This window comes from Candidatus Nitronereus thalassa, from assembly GCF_032191465.1.
Taxonomy (GTDB): domain Bacteria; phylum Nitrospirota; class Nitrospiria; order Nitrospirales; family UBA8639; genus Nitronereus; species Nitronereus thalassa.
Genome location: NZ_JAQOUE010000001.1, coordinates 857,810 through 881,536 on the forward strand (window position 1 = coordinate 857,810; position 23,727 = coordinate 881,536).

Here is a 23,727-nt window from a genome sequence, read left to right on the forward strand (position 1 = left end):
ATACCACGGGCCTCATTCTGAAAACCGAATGAGGCCCGTGATTCATTCCTACCTTCTTATTTATTTAGAAAAAGATAAGTTATAGAAATACCTATACAGCTATTCTTTTCGAAGACTCCGCGGAACCGTTTCTATTGTATTCCTCAAAAATTCCGCAAGAACTTGCACATTGGGTTCTTGTAGAAGATGCTCATGCTTTCCCAGAACAGTCTTCACTTCAAGTCCCCCCCAAGCCACTTCGCTCCACCCCAACCCTTCTTGACTCGAAAATGTTTCATCGCACTGAAAAATTGTCAGTGGCCCAGCATAGGGACGAACTTTATAACCCGCTTTCGCTTCTTCACTTGTCACGTAAAGCATATAGTGACTTCTCATGGACAAAGGAATAGGAAGTCTTAATACCCGCCATGTATAGCACATCCAACGTCGGGCCCTTGGCACTGTGCGACTCCACCAACTCCTCATCATTTCTTTGATACGACTCCAAACATAGTGCCCCTTACTGGAACTACTCAACCTCCCCACATTTTCTAAATGGCGACCAAACCATTTTTTAAAAGGTTCCTTTATTCGTTCAGAAGTGGCACGTCGTCGATAGTTCGGCCCAGGAGTATCAAACAACATGAGCACCGCTACCGTCTGCCCTATTTCTTGGAGTTGCTGGGCCATTTCATAGGCAACAACCCCTCCAAACGAATATCCCCCCAAAAGATATGGACCCTCTGGTTGGATCCGACGCATTTCATGAAGGTAGGCCTTCGCCATCTCTTCCACTGACGAATGAAAATCTTTCTTTCCATCAAGCCCTTGCGCCTGAAAACCATACAATGGCTGATTACTCCCAAGGTATTTACCAAGATATCGTAAATACAACCCAGTATCCCCTGCTCCGGGCACAACAAACATGGGAGTCTGGCCTCCGCCTGGTTGCACTTCTACCACAAATTCCCAATGGGGGGCTTTTCCTTGCTCACGTATAGCCAGGGCGAGTTGAGCAATAGTTGGAGACCGATACAGAAGAGAAAGAGGCAGGGATTGCCCTAATAAACTTTCCATTCGTGCCCAGAGTCTCACGGCTAAAAGACTATGCCCCCCGAGTTCAAAAAAATTATCGTGGACACTGATAGGCTTCACCCCCAAGGCCCCCTCCCAAAGACAGACTAATTGGGCCTCTAATGAATCACTTGGCGCTACAATTGAGTGGTGTGTTCCATAGGATTCAGCATTCAGCTTGGGCAATGCCCGGTAGTCGGTTTTCCCATTTAACGAAAGTGGGACGCGGGCAATTGATAAAAAATTTGAAGGAATCATGTACATCGGCAACCACTGCTGGAGAAAGGCTTGCAAGTCAGTCACTAAAGTCGAGGGAATGCCCCCCGACTCTTGAGCAATCTTATTTCGCTTTTGCTCCGCCGAGGGGGAAAGGACCATATAGGCGATTATCGCCGGGTGCTCTAACTGCTCATTCAATACAACCACGGATTCCTGAACGGCTGGATGAGTTGAAAGCACACCTTCCACTTCAGCCAACTCAATTCGAAAACCTCGCAGTTTTACTTGGCGATCTACCCGGCCTAAAAATTCAATGTTCCCATCCGCACGGTATCGGCACCGATCACCTGTCTTATAGAGCCTCGCCGTTGCATCTTCCTTGAAGGGATTTGGAACAAACATCTGATCGGTCAGGTCTGGTTGGTTGAAATACCCCCGTGCCAATCCATGCCCTCCAATATACAATTCCCCTGGCACCCCAATAGGAACCGGTTCTTGACAACGGTTTAAAATATACAGTTGCACATTGGAAATAGGGCGGCCAATGGGCAGCAAGTCTGATTGCATTTCCTTTATAGGCACTTCATACACGCAACATCCCACGGATGCTTCCGTGGGACCATATTCGTTTACCACAATCACTTCGGGATCCTGAATTCTCCAGACATTGATGGTACGCCCCCGTAGAGCTTCCCCACCGACAATGAATCGCTTAACGCACCCATCCCGCCCAGGCATTCGATAGGCCAACATATCCATATGGCCCGGAGTCACTTTCAAAAAACTCCATCCCCGTTGACTGGTAAGAACCTGGGGCAGCGTATCCACTTCTGTAGATTCTGGAAGAAACGTCACTGAATTCCCAACTAACAGTGGCGCAAAAAGACTTGTAACAGCCATGTCAAAACCAATAGAAGAGTGCACTAAAGAACCTATGCCACCCTTGAGGTGATAGGCTCGGGAACACCAGAACAGATAATTTACCAACCCTCGATGAGGAATCATTACCCCCTTGGGGTTCCCGGTGGTTCCGGAAGTATAGATGACATAGGCAAGATTATCTGGAGTGGCTAGGGAAGAGGGGTTTGTGTTTGGTTCCTGTTCCAATTCATGATCCATCCCGTCTAGACAGACAACCCGTGGCCAAGCCCCTTTTTCTGTTTTTTCGTATTCGACGGCGATGAATTCTGAGTGCGCCTCCTGAGAGCCATCTTGACTTGGATAGGAATTAGGAGAAGGAATTTTTCCAGATAACGAATTCTCTGTGAAAAGCACAAGCATTTCGCTTTCAGTGATAATCTTTCTGATCCGCTCGGTAGGAGATGAAAGATCTATTGGCACATAGGCCCCACCAGCCTTCAACACGCCCAGAAGTACAACCATCATATCAATCGACCGATTCAGAAAAATACCGACGAGTGCATCGGGTCCCACACCAGCCTTCCGGAGATAATGGGCGACCCGATTTGCTCGTTGGTTTAGCTCATCATAGGTCATTTGGAAATCCTCAAAAATGACAGCTGTGTCATTTGGTGTCTGTATCACTTGCGCTTCAATCAATTCTTGAAGACAGCAATTTGGGTATTCATGCTGTGTGTTATTCCACTCCACAAGAACTTGGTGCCGCTCTTCCTGAGACAAGAGCGGCAAGGACATGACGGGCTTTTGGGGGCTTTCAACAATCCCCTTCAACAACACCTCAAAATGCCTAGCCATACGCTGGATCGTTTCCTCTTCGAATAAATCCTTACGATACTCGATGGCACCATTGAGACCATTGACCGTTTCTTCAACAAACATGGTGAGATCGAATTTCGCAGTCTGCTGTGCAAGATTAATGGGGGCAACCGTCAGGCCAGAGATTCCCTCGACGACAGGACCTTGGCCTAAAGAAAAATTATGATAGGCGAACATCACTTGAAATAAGGGACTATGGCTTAAAGTTCGTTCGGGTTGGAGAGCCGTGACCACCTGTTCAAAAGGAATATCTTGATTGCCAAAGGCTTCTACCACCACTCTCCGCGTTTGCGTTAATATATCGTCGTATGAAGGCAAACCTGAAAAATTCACTCGAAGGGCTAAGGTATTGACAAATAAGCCCATTACACCAGCCACTTCTTGGATCGTTCTCCCAGCTATTGGCACCCCGACTAAAAATTCTTCTTGTTCTGAATACCGAAAAAGCAGCGTTTGAAAAGCTGCTAACAAGACCATAAATATAGTCGCTCCTTCTCGACTTCCCAATTCAGCCAGGTCCACAGCATTTTTTTGAGAAAGGTTGAAAGAAACTTTTCCACCCTCAAAATTTTGAATGGATGGCCGGGTACGATCGGTTGGGAGATCCAAAAACATGGGACATCCGGAAAGTTGGTTTCTCCAATACTCCAACTGTGGCTCCAACCGTTTCTGATGAATAGCTTGTCTTTGCCAAAGAGCAAAGTCTCCATACTGAAAAGGCAATGGCGAAAGTGCTAAAGGATGTCTCCCAAGATTCGCGTTATACAACCCTACAAACTCGCGAAAAAAGATATCCAGCGACCAGGCGTCAGCCACAATATGATGGATAACAAAAATCAACACCCACCGATGTTCCCCTTCCCGAATGAGGGTAAATTTCCATAGCGGCCCCTCACCAAGTCGGAAAGACGTTTGAGCCTCTCGCTCAAGTAATTGTCGGGTGGCCTCTTCCTGCTCTTGTTTAGGAAGATGCCTCAGATCCTCAAGATGCACGACAGCATCTAGGTCGGAGGAAACCTTTTGGATAGGACTCCCAGCAACTAGAGGAAACGTCGTCCGAAGGACTTCATGTCGTTGAACGAGTTCTCGAAGGGATTGCTCGAGCAACCGAATTTGCAGATCCCCTGAAAGAGAGAAGGCCGAGGAAATGTTGTAGGCAGGATTCCCTGGTTGTAATTGGTCAAAAAACCAGAGACGTTCTTGGGCAAAGGTAAGTGGAAGCGGATCTTGTCTTACCACCCTGCCAATCGAAGGTTCCGCGTGGCCACCTGACTGTGATGTTACCCGCAAGAGTTTCACGAGTTCTTCTTTGGACTCACGAATCCGCAACTCAAGCTCAGGAGTTAGTATGCCTTTGGGTGCATTCACCCGGACATGGCTCCCTTCGGCCCAGATTTTCACATCCTTTTGACGAAGGAGATCTAGCAAGTCAACGGTGGTCATAGGACATTGTCTTCCCGGTCACTAGAGGTCACATAAGGATTTAACGATTGGGTTTCCGCCAACCAACGCATCGTCTCGATGTATTTGGCTAAATGCTCAATCGTGGGCCGTTCAAAAAATGTAGAGACGGACACTTCAATCCCCTGATCAGTAAACACTCGCGCGAGCATATGATTGGCTAACAATGAATGGCCACCCAATTCAAAAAAGTTATCATTCACACCAACACAAGAGACGCCCAACATTTTCATCCAGAGCTGAACCAATTTTCCCTGAAGTGAGTTCTGGGCTGGGACATACGTTGTTGGAAGATAGGAGGGTTCCTCGGGATGGGGAAGATTGTGACGGTCAATTTTCCCATTTGGGGTAAGGGGGAATTTATCAAGCACCACAAAGCGCGAGGGCACCATGAAATCAGGGAGACTCTTCTTCACAAAATCTCGCAACTCAGCCATACGAGATGGTTCCACTAGTGATTCATGTTGAACACCATTCGCAACTTCATGTGGCTTGAGCAAATCCTGCATCAACAGATAGGCGACAAGTTGCATATCCTGATCAACGGACTCATATGAACGAACATGGTTGTCGGATTCTTGCTCACGCACAACCACGACTGACACCTGAACCAAAGGGTGTGAATTCAAGACCGCTTCAATCTCCTCCAACTCAACCCGAAATCCTCGTATTTTGGTTTGGGAATCCAACCGACCTAAAAACTCGATTGTGCCATCTGAACGATACTTCGTCAGATCTCCGGTTTTATAGAGTTTGGTCTTCGATTCTTTCCTAAAAGGATTTGGCACGAAATTTTTTGACGTCAGATCCGGTTGGTTCAAATAACCAAGCGCCAAACCTGCGCCCCCAATATACAATTCCCCAGATATTCCAATTGGTACTGGATGGAGATTTGCATCTAGGATATACAGCTGAGTATTGGCAATCGGATGCCCGATCGGAACAACCTCATCTCCAGGGACGACACGATGGGTAGCCGACCAAATGGTCGTTTCCGTCGGCCCATAGAGATTCCAAAGTTCCACCCCTTTGGCTAATAATTGATTGGCTAGAGCCCTCGATAATGCCTCACCTCCACAAAATGCACGAAATCCTTTTGTCGGCATCCACCCAGCCTGAACCAACAACTGCCAGGTCGTGGGAGTTGCTTGCATGACCGTGGCCCGAGATTCCTCGAGGAGCCGGTTCAACTTATTCCCATCGGCGGACGTCTCCCGACTTGCCAGGACAACTTGAGCCCCAACCACCAGTGGAAGAAACAACTCAAGAATAGAAATATCAAAAGAGAGATTCGTCACCGCCAGCAACCGATCATGTATTCCCAAACCGGGCTCATGCTGCATAGCATGCATGAAATTGGCCAGCGCTCGATGGGAAATGAGGACACCCTTCGGTTGACCGGTTGACCCCGAGGTATACATCACATAGGCCGGAGTCCCAGAACTGATGGCGACATCAGGATTGTCGCTGGACTCCTGAGTCCATTTTCCATTCGACATGGTTACCACCACAGGTCCGGCATAGGATCGAGCAGAACCATTCGATATGGAGGAAAAAGTAGGAAGGCGAGAAAGGAGAGAGTCCTGGGTCAGAACGAGGGGTACCTGAGAATCCTTCAACATAGCCAATACGCGATCTTCAGGATAGGCAGGATCCAAGGGCACATACGCACCTCCAGCCTTGAGCACCCCAAGAAGGGCGATGAGCATGTCCACTGACCGATCTAAAAATATTCCGACCAAGGACTCAGAAACAATACCCAATTTTCGAAGATGATGTGCGACCTTATTGGCTTGCTGATTGAGTTCACTATACGTCAACGACACCTCCCCACAGACTATAGCGACCCTATCGGAAGTCCGTTTTGCCTGAGATTCAAACATTTGCTGGAGAAGACATTCGCTTGAATGGTCCGCAACCGTATCATTCCAATCCACGAGTAATTGCTGGCGTTCTGCTTCGGTCAGCATAGCCGCCTCACCAATGGAACAATCGAAATCCTCGATCATATGCTGAAGAAGGGTTTGATAATGTCCCTGCATCCGCTTGATGGTATCAACTTCAAAAAGATCGGCATTGTACTCCAAGATCACCTCATGACCTTGTCCCGGAATGTCCGGAACATACATGGTCAAATCAAACTGCGCGCCTCCCCGATCCAATGGCAACACTTCAACGCTCACATCTTTAAGCTGCAATGTTGGCATGGGAACATTTGGCATCGAAAACATGACTTGGAAAAGCGGCGTACGACTTAAGTCTCGTTGCGGTTGCAGCGCTTCAACCAATCGTTCCACGGGTAAGTCCTGATGTGCATAAGCCTCAAGCGTACGCTCCTTCACCCTTGCCAATAAGTTACGAAACGAGGGGTCCCCCGAAAGGTCCGTACGCAACACTAACGTATTGACAAAGGGACCAATCAGCTTTTCAGCATCAAGCCAACGCCGATTGGCCACAGGAATCCCTACCAGCACATCATCCTGTCCTGTATACCGAAATAAGAGAACTTTGAATGCCGCCAACAACACCATGAAGAATGTCACACCTTCCTGGCGACATATTGTCATGATTTGTTCGACCAGCTGAGATGGCAATGCCTGAGTTTCTCGTGCCCCGCGAAAGGTTTGTCGAACAGGCCGTGGGTAATCAGTGGGCAACCTGAGCACCGATGAGGCATTGGCTAAACGATCGGTCCAATAGGCTAATTGTGTTTCGAGTTCCCCCCCTCGCAACCACTCCCGTTGCCAATGCGCATAATCCGTATATTGAAACGCCAACTTCGGAAGTGGGGATGGTAACCCAGCGCAAAAAGCCGGATATAGGGCTCCTAATTCTTGAAAAAAGAGGCTCAATGACCAGGTGTCGGTGATAAGATGATGCATGTTCACGAACAACACATGATCGTTGTCATGAAAACGAAACAAGGTGATTCGAGCTAAAGGCCCGCGGCCCACATCAAACGGCTGTTGAATCTCTTGTTTCACCCGACGTTGAAGTTCCGATTCCTTCTCGTGGGCAGGAATATCCGGAAGGTCCACCAATGTCAGAGGGGTTGCCTCGAAGGGGTGGATCAACAGAATCGGCAAGCCGTTTTTGGTTTGAATTGTGGTGCGTAATACTTCATGCCGACGGAAAATCTCATGAATGCTGGCTTTAAAAATTTGTAGCTGAAGAGGCCCTGTTAATCGAACCGCAAGGGGCAAGGCATAGGCACGACCATCCTGGTCGAGTTGACTAAGAAACCATATCCGCTCTTGAGAGAAAGATAAGGCCTTTTCCCCCTCCTGCGATACAGTTTCCGACGGATGCTTAAGGGCTTTGTGGGACTGTTGTTGGGTCTCAATCACACGGGCCGAAAACCCCTCCAGCGTGGGATTCTCAAATAGACTCCGAACGGGGAGTTCCACATGAAACACACTTTTCACCCTCGAAAGGACCTGAATCGCCAAAAGGGAATGTCCTCCGAGATTAAAGAAATTATCCTCAAGCCGGATTTCAGCAAGGCCTAGCACATCACGCCAGATTTCCGAAATCGATTCTTCGATGGGATCACGAGGGCGCCGGGACAATCCAGAAGACTGGGATGCTGCCCTATCGGGAAGAGGAAGCGCTTGGCGATCCACTTTCTTGTTCGGCAAACGCGGAAGTTGTTCGAGCACCATCGTCCACACCGGAATCATATGGCTCGGCAACTTCGACTTAAGAAAATTTTGCAGGGTCGTATTCGAAAGAGTTGACTCCCCTTCCACAAGCACGACATAAGCCACGAACCCTTGTTCATTGAGATGGGCAGAATTATCGTTTTCGGCCAACGTATGACGTGGAATTTCCTTGTACGCCACGATGGCTTCTTGAATATTCGGATGCTGCCGAATACTTGCTTCCACTTCCTGCAACTCCACACGATGCCCACGCACCTTCACTTGCAGATCGACTCGTCCCCGAAATTCCATCACCCCGTCTTCCCGGTAACAGGCCATATCTCCTGTTTTGTATAAACGAGCCCCTAGCGAATCGTTCGGCGACTCACTGTGCCCCGTCAACGGATGCGAAATAAATCGTTCGGCGGTAAGATCAGGGCGTTGGAGATATCCCAAGGCAAGTCCATCTCCTCCAATATATAGTTCACCTACTACACCCACCGGCACGGGTTGGAGATGCGCATCCAAAATATAGACTTGGGTATTTGCAATAGGACGTCCAATGGGAACAGAATTTTCCTCAAGCCCGTTCCCCTGCATCCCATAACAACAGGTATAGGTAGTATTTTCCGTTGGTCCATATCCATTCACCAATCGACAACGGGGTAAAGCCTTGAGCGCCTTTCGCACATGAGAGGCCGACAACACATCACCACCCACAATCAATTGATGAAGCGGAGTGAGAACTTGCACTCGAGTCTCAACTATTCGATGGAACATATCCGTTGGCAAGCGCATGGTCGTAATCTCATGCGCAAGAATGATACGACCTAATTCATCAAAGGTGGGGGGATGTGGAGGAAACAACACCAATCGAGCGCCGTTTAGCAACGCCCCCCAAATTTCAAAGGTTGAGGGATCAAACGCCACCGGAGCTAATTGGAGAAAAACCTGGTCCGGATCGAACTGCACAAAATCCGTACCTTTGACCAAACTCACCACCCCTCGATGAGGAATACACACTCCTTTGGGACTTCCGGTGGATCCTGAGGTATACATGACATAGGCCAAGCCCTCTGAAGAAACAGTGCAAGGTAAATTGGCAATTGGGAACCTTTCAAAATGTTTCCATTCCAAGTCCAGGCATATAAGGTCAAGGGCGTCATGAGTCAATCGGGATCGAAACTGTTCTTGTGTAAGAAGAACCTCCAGGCAGGCGTCTTCAATCATAAAACGCAATCGTTCTTCGGGATATTCCGGGTCGAGTGGAACATAGGCACCGCCCGCTTTGAGAATGCCGAGCATTCCAATGATCATTTCCAACGACCGTTCGAAGCAGATACCCACCAACTGTCCAGGCTTGACTCCCCGTTCTTGGAGACTATAGCCAACTTGGTTGGCCCGATCATTCAGCTCACCATATGTAAGAGTATCGCCCTCGAAAATCACGGCCGCACGATCAGGCTGTTCTCGAACTCGATCTTCAAAGATTTCCTGGATACTTGAGAATTTGGGATACTCGGTTTGGGTCTGATTCCAATCAACAATCATTCGTTGTTGCTCTGTGGTAGAGAGCAAGGAAATTTCCGACAGTCGTGCCGTAGGGGAGGCAACCATGGCCTCACATAATGTTTCCCATTGTCTGGCCATCCGTTCGATTCGTGCAGGAGTAAACAGGGCCGCACGATATTGAATTGCAGCTTGGATCTCGCCATTCACCTCTGTAATGATCAGCGAGACATCCATTTCAGAGGAACGCCGTTTCAAGGGATAAGGAGTCAATTCGGTATTGCCGAATTTTATCCGGGCATCGGATTCTCCAAGGATAAAACTGGAAAAACCTTCTTGCGTCATGCGCTGGGGCCGTTCATGAACCAGCATGACCTGACATAAGGGCGGCACATTTGGGTCCCGCTTCAGTGCCATCCTCTCGACCAATAAGGGAAATGGAAAATCTTGGTGATCCAATCCTCGGATCACCGTCTGATGATTCCGGGCAATTAGGGAAGCAAAGGAAGGATTATCGTCCAGACGAGCTCGGAAAGGCAGAATATTTACAAAATAGCCAATGACTGGCTCAAACTCCGATTTAGTCCGTCCCGCCACCGGCGATCCAACCAGAATATCATCTTGCCCTGATAACCGAGACAGTAATACCTGCAAAGCAGACAACAACACGACATACAACGTAGTTCCCTGTTGCCTTGCTAAGGTGTGTAATTTTTGAGTGAGCGATGCAGAAAGCCTAAAGGAATGGGTAGCTCCTTCGACATTATGGTCTGACGCTCGCGGGTAATCCAAAGGTAGCGGCAGGACGGGAATGGCTCCATGGAGTTGCTCACGCCAATACTCCCACAACCGTTCACCATCTGGGCCAGTTAGACGATCAGCTTGCCACCGGACAAAGTTGGAATAGTTCGACCCCACAGGCTCAAGGGAGGATTCGCACCCATGTTTTTCAGCGACATACAGTTGGCGAAGTTCGTCGACCAATATCGACATGGACCACATATCCATCACCAAATGATGGACCGCGATGAAAAGAATGGCTTCCTGATCCCCACGACAAAACACGTGCACTCGAAACACAGGCCCGTGCTCTAAATCAAAGGGTCGATACGCCTCCTCTTCAAGCCTCGCCTGAAACACTTCAGGAGAATCTTCAGAGGCATCAATGAGATTAAACATTTCATCGTGATACGGTCCCACCGTTTGCCGAAGAAGTCCTCCTGTTTCCAGAAAGGTAGTTCGCAACACGGAATGTCGAGCAATGAGGGTCTGTACGGCCTTCTGAAAAGCCGGTACGTCGAACGCACCAGATACCCGGGCGGTAAAACGAATTTGATAGACATCGATTTCTGGTTGTTCTCGCTGAAGGATCCAAAGTCCTTGTTGACCATAGGAAAGCGACTCGTCAGGGATCATGGGTGGGGAATCTTGACCCGGGCTGACAGTCCCTTCAAAGGACACATCTCTCTGAACCATGCGCTGATGAGATGGAACGGTAAGGCCATCAGCAGCAGAATAATTTATTTGGCATTCAATCTCGTGAGCTAACTCATTGAGGGAAACTTCATCCATCAACAGAGAAAACGGCACCATCACTCCGAAACCTTTTTCAATATGCTGTCTGAGGGAAAATAGCATCAAGGAATCCAATCCAAGCGTCACCAGTTTTTCATGGACAGGCACATTGTGAGTACTCTGGTGAAGAAGGCGGGCAAGGATGTATTGAAGGTGGTCCTGAATTGTTGCCCTTCGATCCTTGGTCGAAAGGGTGAGCAGTTCATGCACCGAGAGATGAACCGCCTCCTCTGTGGTACTGGAGGGACTCACTCTATTCTCGACAATGACGTGCAATTGTCCAGCCAGATAGGCCTGACGACAAGCCTGACGTTGGACCTTGCCGCTGGACGTTTTGGGAATCGTTCCTGCACGCACCAACACGACTGCCAAGGTGTGAAGATGATGTTCCTCAGCCACGGATCGTCGAATAGTCTCAACGATTTTATCCGTGTCTTGTCCTTTCCCCTCACGCCTGAGTTCTTGCACGATGACGAGTTTTTCTTCGCCATCTTGTTCAATGGAGAACGCAATTCCCGCTCCTTGGCGCAAAGATTCATGACTCCGTTCAACGGTACGTTCTATATCCTGCGGATAAAAATTGCTGCCGCGGATAATGATGAGATCTTTCAATCGCCCGGTGACAAACAACTGGTCATCACGAAGGAATCCGAGATCACCTGTACGCAGGAATGGACCCTGCAGCCTATCAGCCAGAAAAGCGTTATAGGTATGGGTGGTTTCCTGTTCCCGATTCCAATATCCTTTCGCGACACTGGGACCAGCCACCCAAATTTCACCCACTGTGCCAGAGATACACGGGTGCAAGGTGACTGGATCCACGATCTCCACCTTCATCCCGAAATCAACTCGCCCACTCCCCACAAGAGCTTTGCCCAAAGGATCATTGGATTCCACCTCCAGAACCTGATTCATTTCCAGTGCCTGAGAGCTAACCGTGATGGTGGGAGGAATCTCCGACTTTGGCTTCGCTGACACTTTCAAGGTAGATTCCGCTAACCCATAGGCCGGGCAAAAGGCTGACCACTTGAATCCCTGGGAGGCAAAGTTTTTGGCAAACCGACTCAGGGTTGAATGACGAACTGGTTCAGCTCCGCAATAGGCCAATTCCCATGTCGATAAATCTAATGAAAATCGTTCTTCAACTGAAATACTGTTGGCACACATGTCATAAGCGAAATTGGGGCCACCACTATGCGTGGCTCGATAGTGGGATATGGCGTGAAGCCATCGTAGAGGACGTTGCACAAACGACTGAGGAGACAAGAGGATCCCTCGACACCCTTGAAAAATTGGCTGAAGAATCCCATTCACCAAACCCATATCGTGAAAATGGGGAAGCCAAGAGACTAATATACTTTGAGGAGTGTATTCGCATCCCTGCTCAATATAAGCGAGATTATGAAACACATTTCCATGAGTCACCATCACGCCCTTGGGTTGAGATGTGGAACCGGAGGTGTATTGCAGATAGGCCAGACTGTCTTCCTTTATGGTTGGCAGGGTCCAATGCTCTTGCAAGTCTTCCGACAGTGCATCGGTGGGCAGCCAGATCAATGAGGAATTTTGTCCAGCATCCTTCTCTTGACCTTTCAATTTCGAAATCACATGTTTCGTCGAGAGAATAGACTTCGCCCCAGCATCATGAAGAATCGCCTCCAGTCGAGAAAAGGCTCGGCGGAATCCCAGCAATGGAACTGGAACGGCTACCGCCCCAGCATAGAGACAACCGAAAAAAGCGGTAATAAATTCCAGCCCCGGCGAAAACACAAGGAGGACTCGCTCTCCAACCAACTCTAACTTCTGCAACTGCGCGGCAATGGTCTTGGCTTGGGAATCCAATTGTGCGAAGGAGATGTGCGCCGACTCTTCCTCACCGTCACCAAGAAAAGTCAGCAAAGGCTTACACCCCTGCTTCTCTGCCCTGACGCGCAGCAGTTCAACCAAATTGTCCGATTTCATGGGAAGATCCCCTAGCGAGCCGTCCCCACTTGTTCAAGGAGGGTAGCTGAGGAAGACTCACGTTGATGGATGTCGGCAGGATGGAAGGTAGGCACAATGCTCTGCAACCATTGAGCCACAAAGAGAGGATTTTTTAAGACAGAGGCATTTTCAAATTCCACCAGTTTCTTGAGAAGGTGACTGGAATCTGGATGCTGCCCATTTTTCACACGGTTTATTTTTTCCACAGAAGAGGGCTGAACGTTTTCATCTCGGCCAACCAGTTCTTCATAGAGTTTTTCCCCTGGCCGAAGTCCGACAAAGGTAATCGGAATTTCCACTTCTGGAATAAAGCCTGATAACCGGATAAGATTTCTGGCTAAATCAATTACCTTGACTTGTTCTCCCATATCAAGAACATAGAGGGCACCCTGTTCTCCTAACGTCGCAGCTTGAAGAACTAAATGCACCGCCTCTGGGATTAACATAAAATAGCGTTGCATTTCAGGATGAGTCACGGTCACAGGGCCTCCCGCTAGAATTTGTTCCTTGAAGGCCGGAACGACAGAACCATTACTCCCCAAAACGTTTCCAAATCGAACCACAGAGAAACGGGTCTTTGACCGTTGAGCCATATGTTGTACGACCATTTCGGCAACTCGTTTCGTCGCACCCATGACACTGGTGGGATTTACCGCCTTATCTGTAGAAATCAACACAAATCGTTCTACGCCAAATCGATCTGCCGCCATGGCCACCATCTGAGTCCCAAACACATTATTCTTAATGGCTTCACAGGAATTCAGTTCCATAAGCGGCACATGCTTATGTGCGGCGGCATGAAATACCAGCTGAGGGCGATGCCTCGCCATAATTTCATCAAACCGCTCACGATCAGTCACATCCCCTATCACCGGATGCATGGGCGCGGCACCAACCAAGTTTTTTAATTCCATCTGAATGTTGTGTAGGCTATTTTCATATCGCTCATACAACACCAATTCCTGAGGATTGAAACTCATAATTTGCCGGCATAATTCAGACCCGATCGACCCTCCAGCGCCAGTCACCAGGACACGTTTTCCTTGCACAAGCTCACGGACCCTTTCAGTTTCCATATACACTGGCGGACGGCCTAACAAATCTTCAATAGCCAATGGCCGAATTTGAGTCACGGCCACATTACATTGCAGAAGTTCATGCACACTTGGTAACGTTTTGATTGGCACATTCCACGTTTGTAGAGCCGACACAATCCTCCGACGGATAGATGAATCGGCATGAGGAATCGCCATTAAGACTTCATCCGGGCGATGATTTTCCAATATTTTCGGGAGATCCGCACATGTTCCGAGGACCCGAACTCCGTGAATACGCTGCCCCACTTTCCTCACGTCATCATCGACAAACCCAATCGGAAGGTACAAAGATTCAGCATGCCGATGCATATCCCGGACAATCATTTCCCCAGCATCTCCCGCCCCAATAATGAGCACTCGCTTATCACTTTGAGGTATCACAATGCCCCGAACCAATCGTCGGATTAAACGAACGCCGCCGAGCATCACCACAAGAAGCAGTGCATCGATGAATATAATTGATACCGGATATCCACTTCCCGCAAGACCGGTTTTTATCAAGAGAAAAAATACACCTGAACTCATAGCGACTGCGGTAATGATATTTTTGAGATCCCATAACCCTGTGTATTTCCAAAGCCCCTGGTAAAGCCGGAAGGGAATAAACGTAAGGCACCGAATGGCAACCAACCACGGAAGGGTGTTCAGGAATAAGGAAATTTCGCTTTCAAAAATGACACCATCAAATCTCAACCAAAAGGCTAAATAGTTTGCCAATACCACCAGGGCAATATGAATCGACACCACGATTGGACGACGACAGACAGACACCAGGTGCCCTATCCGCCCAAGATGTGAGCCTCCCCCACCTGACTTCCCATTTTCTTCGGGAAGCCTAAACAATACTCTTTTGATACCACATAATCTCAGACATGTTTCTCCTATTAACAGGAGGTCATATAACAATGAAGATTGACATACATACAATTTGGCTAACCGTAGCTTATCAGGAAGAATATTGTTGACATACTCATGTTCTGGATTGGCACTGGCGCCAAGTGTCCTTTGCTCATCAACATATTTCAGGCTCGCTAAATCCGTTAATCCAGGACGAACCCTCAATACATCCGCATATTCTTTTTGAAACATGTCGACATAGCAGGGCACCTCAGGACGTGGCCCTACAATACTCATATCCCCTTTCAGAATGTTCACAAGCTGTGGAAGCTCATCCAACTTCCATTTCCGCAGGACGCAGCCAATCTTCGTCACTCGATGGTCCTGGCCGATGGTCAGTTGCCCACCCTGTTCAGAGGCGTCTTGTCTCATGGTGCGAAACTTCAGCAACTCGAACCGACGAAACCCCTTTCCAACGCGGGTTTGCTTAAAAATTATGGGCCCTGGTGAATCCCATCGAATGAGCATGGCCACGATGAAAAAAACTGGCGACAACATCACAAGCCCAAAGGCAGCCACAAGCACATCACACGTTCGTTTTATCATCGTCGATAGGTCCTAATAATTTCGCGGACAACTTCGATCACATACTCAATATCCGCTTCAGTCATTTTTGGATAAATAGGCAAGGATATAATCCGTTCAAAACAGGCACGAGCATTGGGAAAGTCTTCAGGTTGGTATCCAAAGGTCTGTCGGTAATACGGGTGAAGGTGCAATGGAATGAAATGAACACTCGTGCCGATATTGTAATTTTTTAGTATTTCGATAAATTCATTTCGTCCGATTCGCAATCGCTCCACATCTAACTGCATGACATACAAATGCCAGGCATGCTGCACATTATCCGCGACTGAAGGCCTGATAATTTCTGGTAGATCCTTGAATCCCTGGTTATATAACCCCGCATACTGTTCTCGAGTTTTTTGGAACTGATCACATTTTTTGAGCTGTTCAATTCCCAGGCTGGCAGCAAGATCTGTCAAATTATATTTATGCCCTGCATGGCAAATATCGTAACTCCATGAACCATTGGCGCTATACCGACTCCAGGCATTTCGACTGATCCCGTGCAGACTCATCATTCGCATTTTGTCCGCCCATGTTTCATTTTGCGTCGTCGCCATCCCCCCCTCTCCAGTGGTAATGGTTTTGGTCGCATAAAATGAAAAACACGTAATATCTCCAATCGACCCGACCTGCACGCCTTGGTACCATGCCGGAAGCGCATGAGCCGCATCTTCGATTACTCGTAAATTGTACGCTTTTGCCAGTTCCATAAGTGGGATCATCTCACATGGATGGCCAGCAAAATGAACCGGAATAATGGCTTTCGTCCTCGGGGTGATTAATTTCTCGATTTGGGTGACATCAAGGGTAAGATCATCAGGGCGACAATCAATTAAAATTGGCTTCGCACCCAAATAAGTCACCACTTCCCCTGTCGCGGCAAAAGTCATCGTCGGAACGATGACTTCATCCCCTTCCTTTACCCCAACGGCCTCCAAAGCTAAGTGCAAAGCAGCCGTACAAGAATTGAGTGCCACCGCATGTTGGGCACAAACTTTTGCACCGAAATCTTGTTCGAATTGCTTTACTTTGGCGCCGGTCGTCAACCAGCCTGAACGTAGCGTTTCCACCACAGAGCGAATCTCTTCTTCTCCAATTGAAGGAACGTGGTACGAAAGAAATTGAGGCCGAATATGTGGCAAAGAGGAAACCGACAAACTTTGAATACTCATAATTTTATTTCCACTAACAAATTGCAGGACGGTGAGACATCCTCAGATTCAGGTCCAATAATGGTATATAACCGTGAATAATTAGAAATAACCTGGACAAACGGTATAGACTCGAGGAGAAATGTTAAATACGAGAATTGGCGTAAAATTCGAATTGTCCAAACGGAAAAAGCTTAGGCAATAGACGAATTGAGAAATGAAAGAAAAGCAGGAAAGAAAAAAACTATGGAACAATGGAAATGATAACATTGGCTTGGGCACTCGTATCGATACCACCATTACTCGTACCACCATTATCTTCCACGTGGAATGCGAACGTACTTGTTTCTAGCCCATCACCTAACGATCGATGGAAAACATGCGGATCCTCTAAAATCACCGGTAATTGGGATTGAACAATCTCAGGACCACCAGCAGTCAGAGATAAAATGCCTGCCGTTGGAACGGTGTCCAAGACAAAACTCAGAACCTGGTCGATTTCCGGATCTCCATCTTCTCCTGTGAGAATAATGGGAACTTCGCTATTTGGATTTACTTGGAGGGCTTGAGAATGTGCAGTCGGTGGATCATTGATTCCTGAGACTTCGAACGTGACAGTTCCGGTTTTACTGAGCAACTCACCATCACTTACCGCAAACTGTAATGAATTCATCCCTACGAAATTAGGATGAGGGGTGTACATTAAATTCGGCCAATCGCCAGTTATCGTTCCATGTTGAGGGTGTTGTTGAATGACAGTGGAAAGCGGATCACCTTCAGGATCAAAGCCTGGCAACACCATGCTAATGGGTGTCTCTTCTTGAACCGCAACAAAGCGATGGCCTGACACCTCGTGAATTTCATTACTGTCCACACTTTCCTGAGTCCCATCAAAGGCTCGGATGACATAGTATGATGGAGTACCAACTGCAAATCCTTCCCCATCATGAAAACTGAACACCAAGGGTTCTTCAATTTTTGCCAATAATTCATAAGGGCCACCGGAATGTTGACTTCGATACACACGTTGCTCCACGACATTCGGAGACGATGATGGCAGCCAGGAAAGAGCGTACGATGTAATAGTTGGTGGATCATTCACCGGTGTCACTTCTACAGAAACGGTCGCCTTACGAGTGATGAGTCCATCCATTATGGTGTAGGTAAGTGTTTCGGTGCCGAAAAAATTCTGAGGTGGGGTATAATAAAGGCCCTGATGATCAGGTCCGATGGTCAACAATCCATTGTTTGTGATTGAAGTCACTTCAGTAATGGTTAATACTTCCCCAGTATCTGGAGCTGTCGTATCATTCGCCAACACATTGAAGTATGTCTCAGGGTCATCTTCCTTAATGGTAAACACATCATCTATGGCAATGGGCGGGTCATTCACAGGCAACACCGTAACCATGACATTGGCTGGCAGGCTCTCTAGGGTTCCGACACTCACTACATACGAAAAACCATCCACCCCATTAAAGTCCGGCAGGGGCGTATAGGTGAGATGAGGAGGCTGACCACTCAGATGTCCATAAGCGGGAACCGTAGCAATGGTATAGGAAACCGGAGTGACGGCATTATGATTTTCTCCCATCAGCGTAATGGACACGGCTCCATCTTCAACCACCTCAAGGTGAAGGGGTTTCGCAACCGGCCTATTGTCACGAGGTTGCCCACTCAGTTCCGGAGTCAATGGACTTTCTTGGGTCCCATCAAACGCACTGATCGCATAGTAGTAGATCGTATCAGCCACCAAAGGTTCATCGACAAAGTTGGTGGTGTGACTTCCGGATATCGTGGATACGAGGGAATAGGGGCCACCAGAAACTGACCCGCGGTACACTCGTTGTTCCACAACATCATCCCTAGGAGATGGAACCCAGGAAATTGATAAGGCAGTGCCATCATCCTGAAGCAGATCCGTAACACTCAGTCCCGTTGGAGGACTGGGAGGGAGATTATCCAACGCCAGGGCACTAGCTTCATGACTATTTTCACTTTCTTGGTTACCATCGAACGTCCGAACGATATAGTGCTGAACCACCCCATTGGCCAATTCCGTATCTTGGTAAGTCGAGACTGAAGAAGTTGGAAGGGTACCCACCAAGGAATAGGGTCCGCCAGATTGAGCACTGGAGTACACGCGATATTCTTGGATACCTGAGTGTAAAGAAGGCGTCCAACTAATTCGTATTGTTCCTCCTTCATCCGAAGGTTCATCCTCAGCCGTTACCTGGGTTGGCGGATTAGGAGGAGCCAGACATGTAGAACAAAAAAATAATTCAGTGGACCCAAGGGCTAGAGAGGAAAACGAAGCTTCACCCGAACCGCCACTAACTAAGACTTTTCCATTGTTCAGAAGGGTCGCCGTATGATGTCCGCGACCAATTGCCATCGGTTCAACCTCTGAAAAAGTCCCAGTTTCAGGGTGAAAAATCTCTACCGAACTCAACACAGACTGTTCACTGCCCGTCCAACCACCTACGACGAGAACCTCCCCATTCTGCAATCTCGTGAGCGTATGATGTTGCCGCTTATTGATCATGGGGCCCGTATGAACGAAACTTCCAGTTCCTGGAAAATATAATTCTGCTGAGGAAAGAGCTTGTCCTCCTGAGCCAACGCCTCCTGCCACAAGCACTTCCCCAGACTCTAACCGGACCGCCTGAAGGAATCCTGCACGTCCAATATGAAGTGCCCCTGTCGGAGTAAAGGTTCCTAACGCAGGATCATACACTTCAGCAGAATTCAGTATGGTCTTATTCGGCGGCCCATATCCCCCAAGCACCAGCACCTTTCCAGTCGTTAACAACACCCCACTAAAATTCGAACGCGCCCCATGCATGGATCCAGTTTGGGTAAAGACTCCAGTTGAAGGATCGTATAATTCCGCAGAGGCAAGAAAATTCGTCCCGTCATGGCCACCAACGATCAATACGTTCCCATTGGATAGTTGAACGGCAACATGCCCAGCGCGTGGCGTCATCATCGAACCAGTGATGGCAAACTCCCGGACTCCAGGTTCGTACAGCTCCGCTGTAGATTGGTATGCCCATTCATTATTGATCCCACCGGCCACCAACACGCGTTCATTTTGTAGCAAAGTCGCCGTATGTCCTGCCCTGGATTCTGACATAGATGCAACGGGGATAAATTCATCAGAAGACGTCATGTAAAGTTCCGATGCCGTGGTGGCATTGGAAACTCCATGGCCAGAGCCATCTAGCCCGGCTTGGCCTCCGACCAATAACACGTCACCATCTCCCAAAAGAGTGGCGGTAGCAAGATAGGTTCTCGCAGTATCTAGAAATCCGGCTTGCGCCCAATTTCCTTGAATATCCGCACGAGTGGGAAGATCGAGACGCGGCATAAGGACCAGAAACCAAATGACCCCTACACACAAGCCCAACCCCATCCAAATAATTTTTGTTTGCAATCGTGTTTGTTTCCCCATGTGTTTATTTTTCTAAAAGCGAAAAGACAGGTAAATGTTTAATGGTTCGATGGCATAATTCACGTACGCCCCATCAGCAACGGTCATCCTTCAAACCCCTGAAATTTCACTGTAGGCTTTAGCGGAACACCGTTGGTATCAAACCTGACGAACATCGGCCTTCCTCCGATGCCGGGGCCAGCCTTTTATTGGGGTAGGATATTTTCAAACAGAGGGGTTCAGATAAATAACCTGTGGAAATGTCCGGTTACTATGAACCACATACAAGTTCTCAAAACACTGGAGAACAACTAAACTGTTAATATGAGGAAAGCCGAATGTCTCACTCCCATGCACTACGACAATAGCACCACATTCTTGGATGGCGCCTGAATATTTCTCGTACCATAACGTGTATCAAAAACAAGAGACGCCTGCTGTACAATCATGTCATAGTTGAATGCCGAATGCGCGGTAAGAATCAGGGCACAATCACATTGGGCCAATTCATCAGCTGTAAGGTCCACCGCCTTATATTGTTTGCCATCTATCACCAAACTGGGAGTAAAAGGATCTGCATAAGACAGACAGGCGCCTTCTTTCTGCAACAACTCCATCACTTTCGTTGCCGGAGATTCTCGAGGATCTTCGATATCCGCTTTATAGGTCACCCCGAGCACTAAAATCTTCGCCCCATTTAGACACTTCTTCTTTTCATTCAGAATTCGTTGAAGTTTCCCCATCACGTAATAGGGCATATTTTCATTGATTTCCCCGGCCAACTCGATAAACCGTGTATGCAAATCATATTCTTTGGACTTCCACGCCAGATAATAGGGATCAAGGGGAATACAATGCCCGCCAACACCAGGGCCGGGATAAAACGCCATAAACCCAAAATTTTTGGTAGCCGCAGCATCAATCACCTCATACACATTGATGCCCATCCGATCACACAGCACAGCCAACTCGTTCACCAGCGCAATATTGACTGACCGGAACACATTTTCAAACACTTTAGTCATTTCCGCCGCACGAGGGGACGACACTGGAAAGACTTTTTCTATAGATTGCTCATAAAAAGATCTGGCCACTTCCAAACATGCGGGGGTAGCCCCTCCAACCAATTTAAAAGTGTTATGGGTTTTAAACGCCTTATTCCCTGGATCCACACGTTCGGGGGAAAATGCGACGAACAGGGTTTCCCCTAACTCTAAGCCTCCCTTGGTAAGTGCAGGAATAATAACTTCTTCCGTCGTGCCAGGATACGTCGTACTTTCCAATACGACCAACATATGAGGATGAGATTGGTGGGCGATATGCTGTGTCACTTTGACAATGGCGGTAATATCAGGTTCCTTATTGAGTGTCAGTGGTGTGGGCACACAGATCAGGACCACATCACATTCCTTCAATCGCCCAAAATCAGTCGTCGCAACCAACAGGCCAGATTCGACCGCCTGAGTTAATTCTTCATTCTTGACATCCAAAATGTAATTGTGGCCCTGGTTCACCCTGTCCACTTTATCTTCGGATTCATCAATACCGATGACTTTATAACCGTTTTTGGCTTGGAGGACGGCCAAAGGCAAACCCACATATCCTAAGCCAATGACGCCAACTACCGATGTGTGATCTTGAATTTTCTTTAACAACATTGAATAACCTCTTTAGTGTATGCCAGAACTGCCACTTTTACATATACTCGAAAGTGGAAAATATGGAAAAAGTTCGCCTCCCTAAATTCAAAAGTTTCAGGAAGTCGAACTTCGGGGTCTTCAATACCTTCTTCCTATTTATTTACCCTTTTTTGGAAGAAAGATACGAGAGCCTTCTTGTGAGAATTTAATGGTGAACAGGAACGAACATCAATACGCATTTAGGGCAATAACAACCGCGGGTTTCCCATATGAAAACACAGACACGGATATATTTTCTGAAAAAAACAAAGTAAAAATGAAGATATCAGCACCAAAATTACCGACATCAATAAAGCCTGACAAATTGTCTCAAGGACAAATGAGAAAGGATTTCACTGCGGATTAGGAAGTGTGGCTATTTTCTTGAGTGGTTGACATATACGATAAAGAGTTGTACTCCACCGTTCGATCATTCGATCCAAACTAAACTCTTTGATGGCAACGGCTTGGCCTTCTAAGGCAACCTCATGCAAACTTTTTCTATCAAGCACGAATTTCTCAAGGATGTCGCGCAAGGCCCTGCTATCGCCCTTTGAAAAAAGAGGAAGATTCGCCAATTTGGCAATTTCCATCGCTCCTCCGCTTCCAGTTGTCACAACCGCACAACCAGCCAACATGGCTTCGACCATCGTTAACGGCAAGCCTTCATCCCTCAAGCTTGGAAACACTAGGACATCATGCTCTTGATACACACATGGCATCTTTTCATGGTTGACCTTTCCTAAAAATGACACCAATCGCGACAAATTCAATTTCTCTACTTGTTGTTTTATTTCTCGACCATACTTTGACATGTTGTCTCCGGCGATACTCAATGAAATATTTGAACGCACCTTTTCGTCCATAAGACCGAGAGCGTCAAGCACGGAATGCAGGCCACGATCTGGAGTAATTTGTCCTGCATAGAGAAGCCGTAATCTGCGAGGTGTTGCGTCTCGTCCATTGAGCGGATGAAAAAACTGTTCGATAGGGATACCACCATGAATTACTTCCGTAGATGGAAATACGAGCCCCTCTTCATGGTAAAGTTCCCTAAGATGTTCGCTCACAAAACAGACGTGCTTTGGGCAATTTGGAAATTCTCGGGTTGGGAACCCAGCCTTGGTAAACTGCTTTTCCAGCTTCCTCCCCGCCAGTCGGAAGAAAGGGCGGAATATAGATGGCCCCCAGTTCCCATCCCAACAACCGCTCCAAATTTCCGAGGCATTTTCTCCCTTCGCACCATATTCACGAATCATCCACCAATGTTCGATCCAATGCACATCAGGAATTCCCCACTCCTTTGGCAAAGGAAGCAGCATTTTTGAGAGGCCATACATACTCCACCAATTGACCACATCAGGTTGAAAGGAAGCTATGATTTCTTGAAACTTCTTTGCATCAAAAAAATGACGTTTGGCGTCAAACAGTCTTCCCGGCAAACGCTTGGGTTGTGGTTTATAGTGATACTGATTCAAGCTGCGGTAAATCTGAACTCCATTGATGGTTTCCAATTTTTCTGATGCGTTTCCGAAAGTTGGCATGGGAAGCCCATAGGTACTCGTCAACACACAGACATCATGCCCTTCTCCATGAAGTGCTTCCGCAACTTGAGCACATCGAACTTCGTACCCCCCTTGGTAATAGGGAGGATAAAGATTAGAAACCATTAAAAGTTTCATTAAAACCTAAAGATATTTGCGTTGTAATTTTTCAATTAAA

At 47.7% G+C, this 23,727-nt stretch carries 7 protein-coding genes; all 7 read right to left on the bottom strand.

Annotation, left to right across the window (positions count from 1 at the left end):
* Positions 1–99: 99 nt before the first annotated feature.
* The gene (locus tag PPG34_RS04090) at positions 100–4,452 is read right to left on the bottom strand and encodes an amino acid adenylation domain-containing protein (protein WP_313831867.1); all 4,353 of its coding nucleotides are present in this window, start codon (positions 4,450–4,452) and stop codon (positions 100–102) included.
* Positions 4,449–13,157 (bottom strand): non-ribosomal peptide synthetase, encoded by an 8,709-nt coding sequence (locus tag PPG34_RS04095; protein ID WP_313831868.1) that lies wholly within the window; start codon positions 13,155–13,157, stop codon positions 4,449–4,451. Before PPG34_RS04095 ends, PPG34_RS04090 begins: the two co-directional genes overlap by 4 nt.
* Positions 13,158–13,168: 11 nt before the next feature.
* Positions 13,169–15,718 (bottom strand): SDR family NAD(P)-dependent oxidoreductase, encoded by a 2,550-nt coding sequence (locus PPG34_RS04100; protein ID WP_313831869.1) that lies wholly within the window; start codon positions 15,716–15,718, stop codon positions 13,169–13,171.
* On the bottom strand, positions 15,715–16,914 hold the full coding sequence (locus PPG34_RS04105) for a DegT/DnrJ/EryC1/StrS family aminotransferase (protein WP_313831870.1): 1,200 nt from the start codon (positions 16,912–16,914) through the stop codon (positions 15,715–15,717). Before PPG34_RS04105 ends, PPG34_RS04100 begins: the two co-directional genes overlap by 4 nt.
* A gap of 223 nt (positions 16,915–17,137) precedes the next feature.
* A complete protein-coding gene (locus PPG34_RS04110) occupies positions 17,138–20,347 on the bottom strand; it encodes an Ig-like domain-containing protein (RefSeq protein WP_313831871.1) in 3,210 nt (1,069 codons plus the stop codon).
* 335 nt (positions 20,348–20,682) lie between these two features.
* Complete coding sequence (locus PPG34_RS04115) at positions 20,683–21,984, bottom strand: nucleotide sugar dehydrogenase (RefSeq protein ID WP_313831872.1); 1,302 nt, start codon at positions 21,982–21,984, stop codon at positions 20,683–20,685.
* A gap of 374 nt (positions 21,985–22,358) precedes the next feature.
* Positions 22,359–23,675: a glycosyltransferase gene (locus PPG34_RS04120; RefSeq protein WP_313831873.1), complete on the bottom strand. Its 1,317-nt coding sequence runs from the start codon at positions 23,673–23,675 to the stop codon at positions 22,359–22,361.
* Positions 23,676–23,727 lie beyond the last annotated feature (52 nt).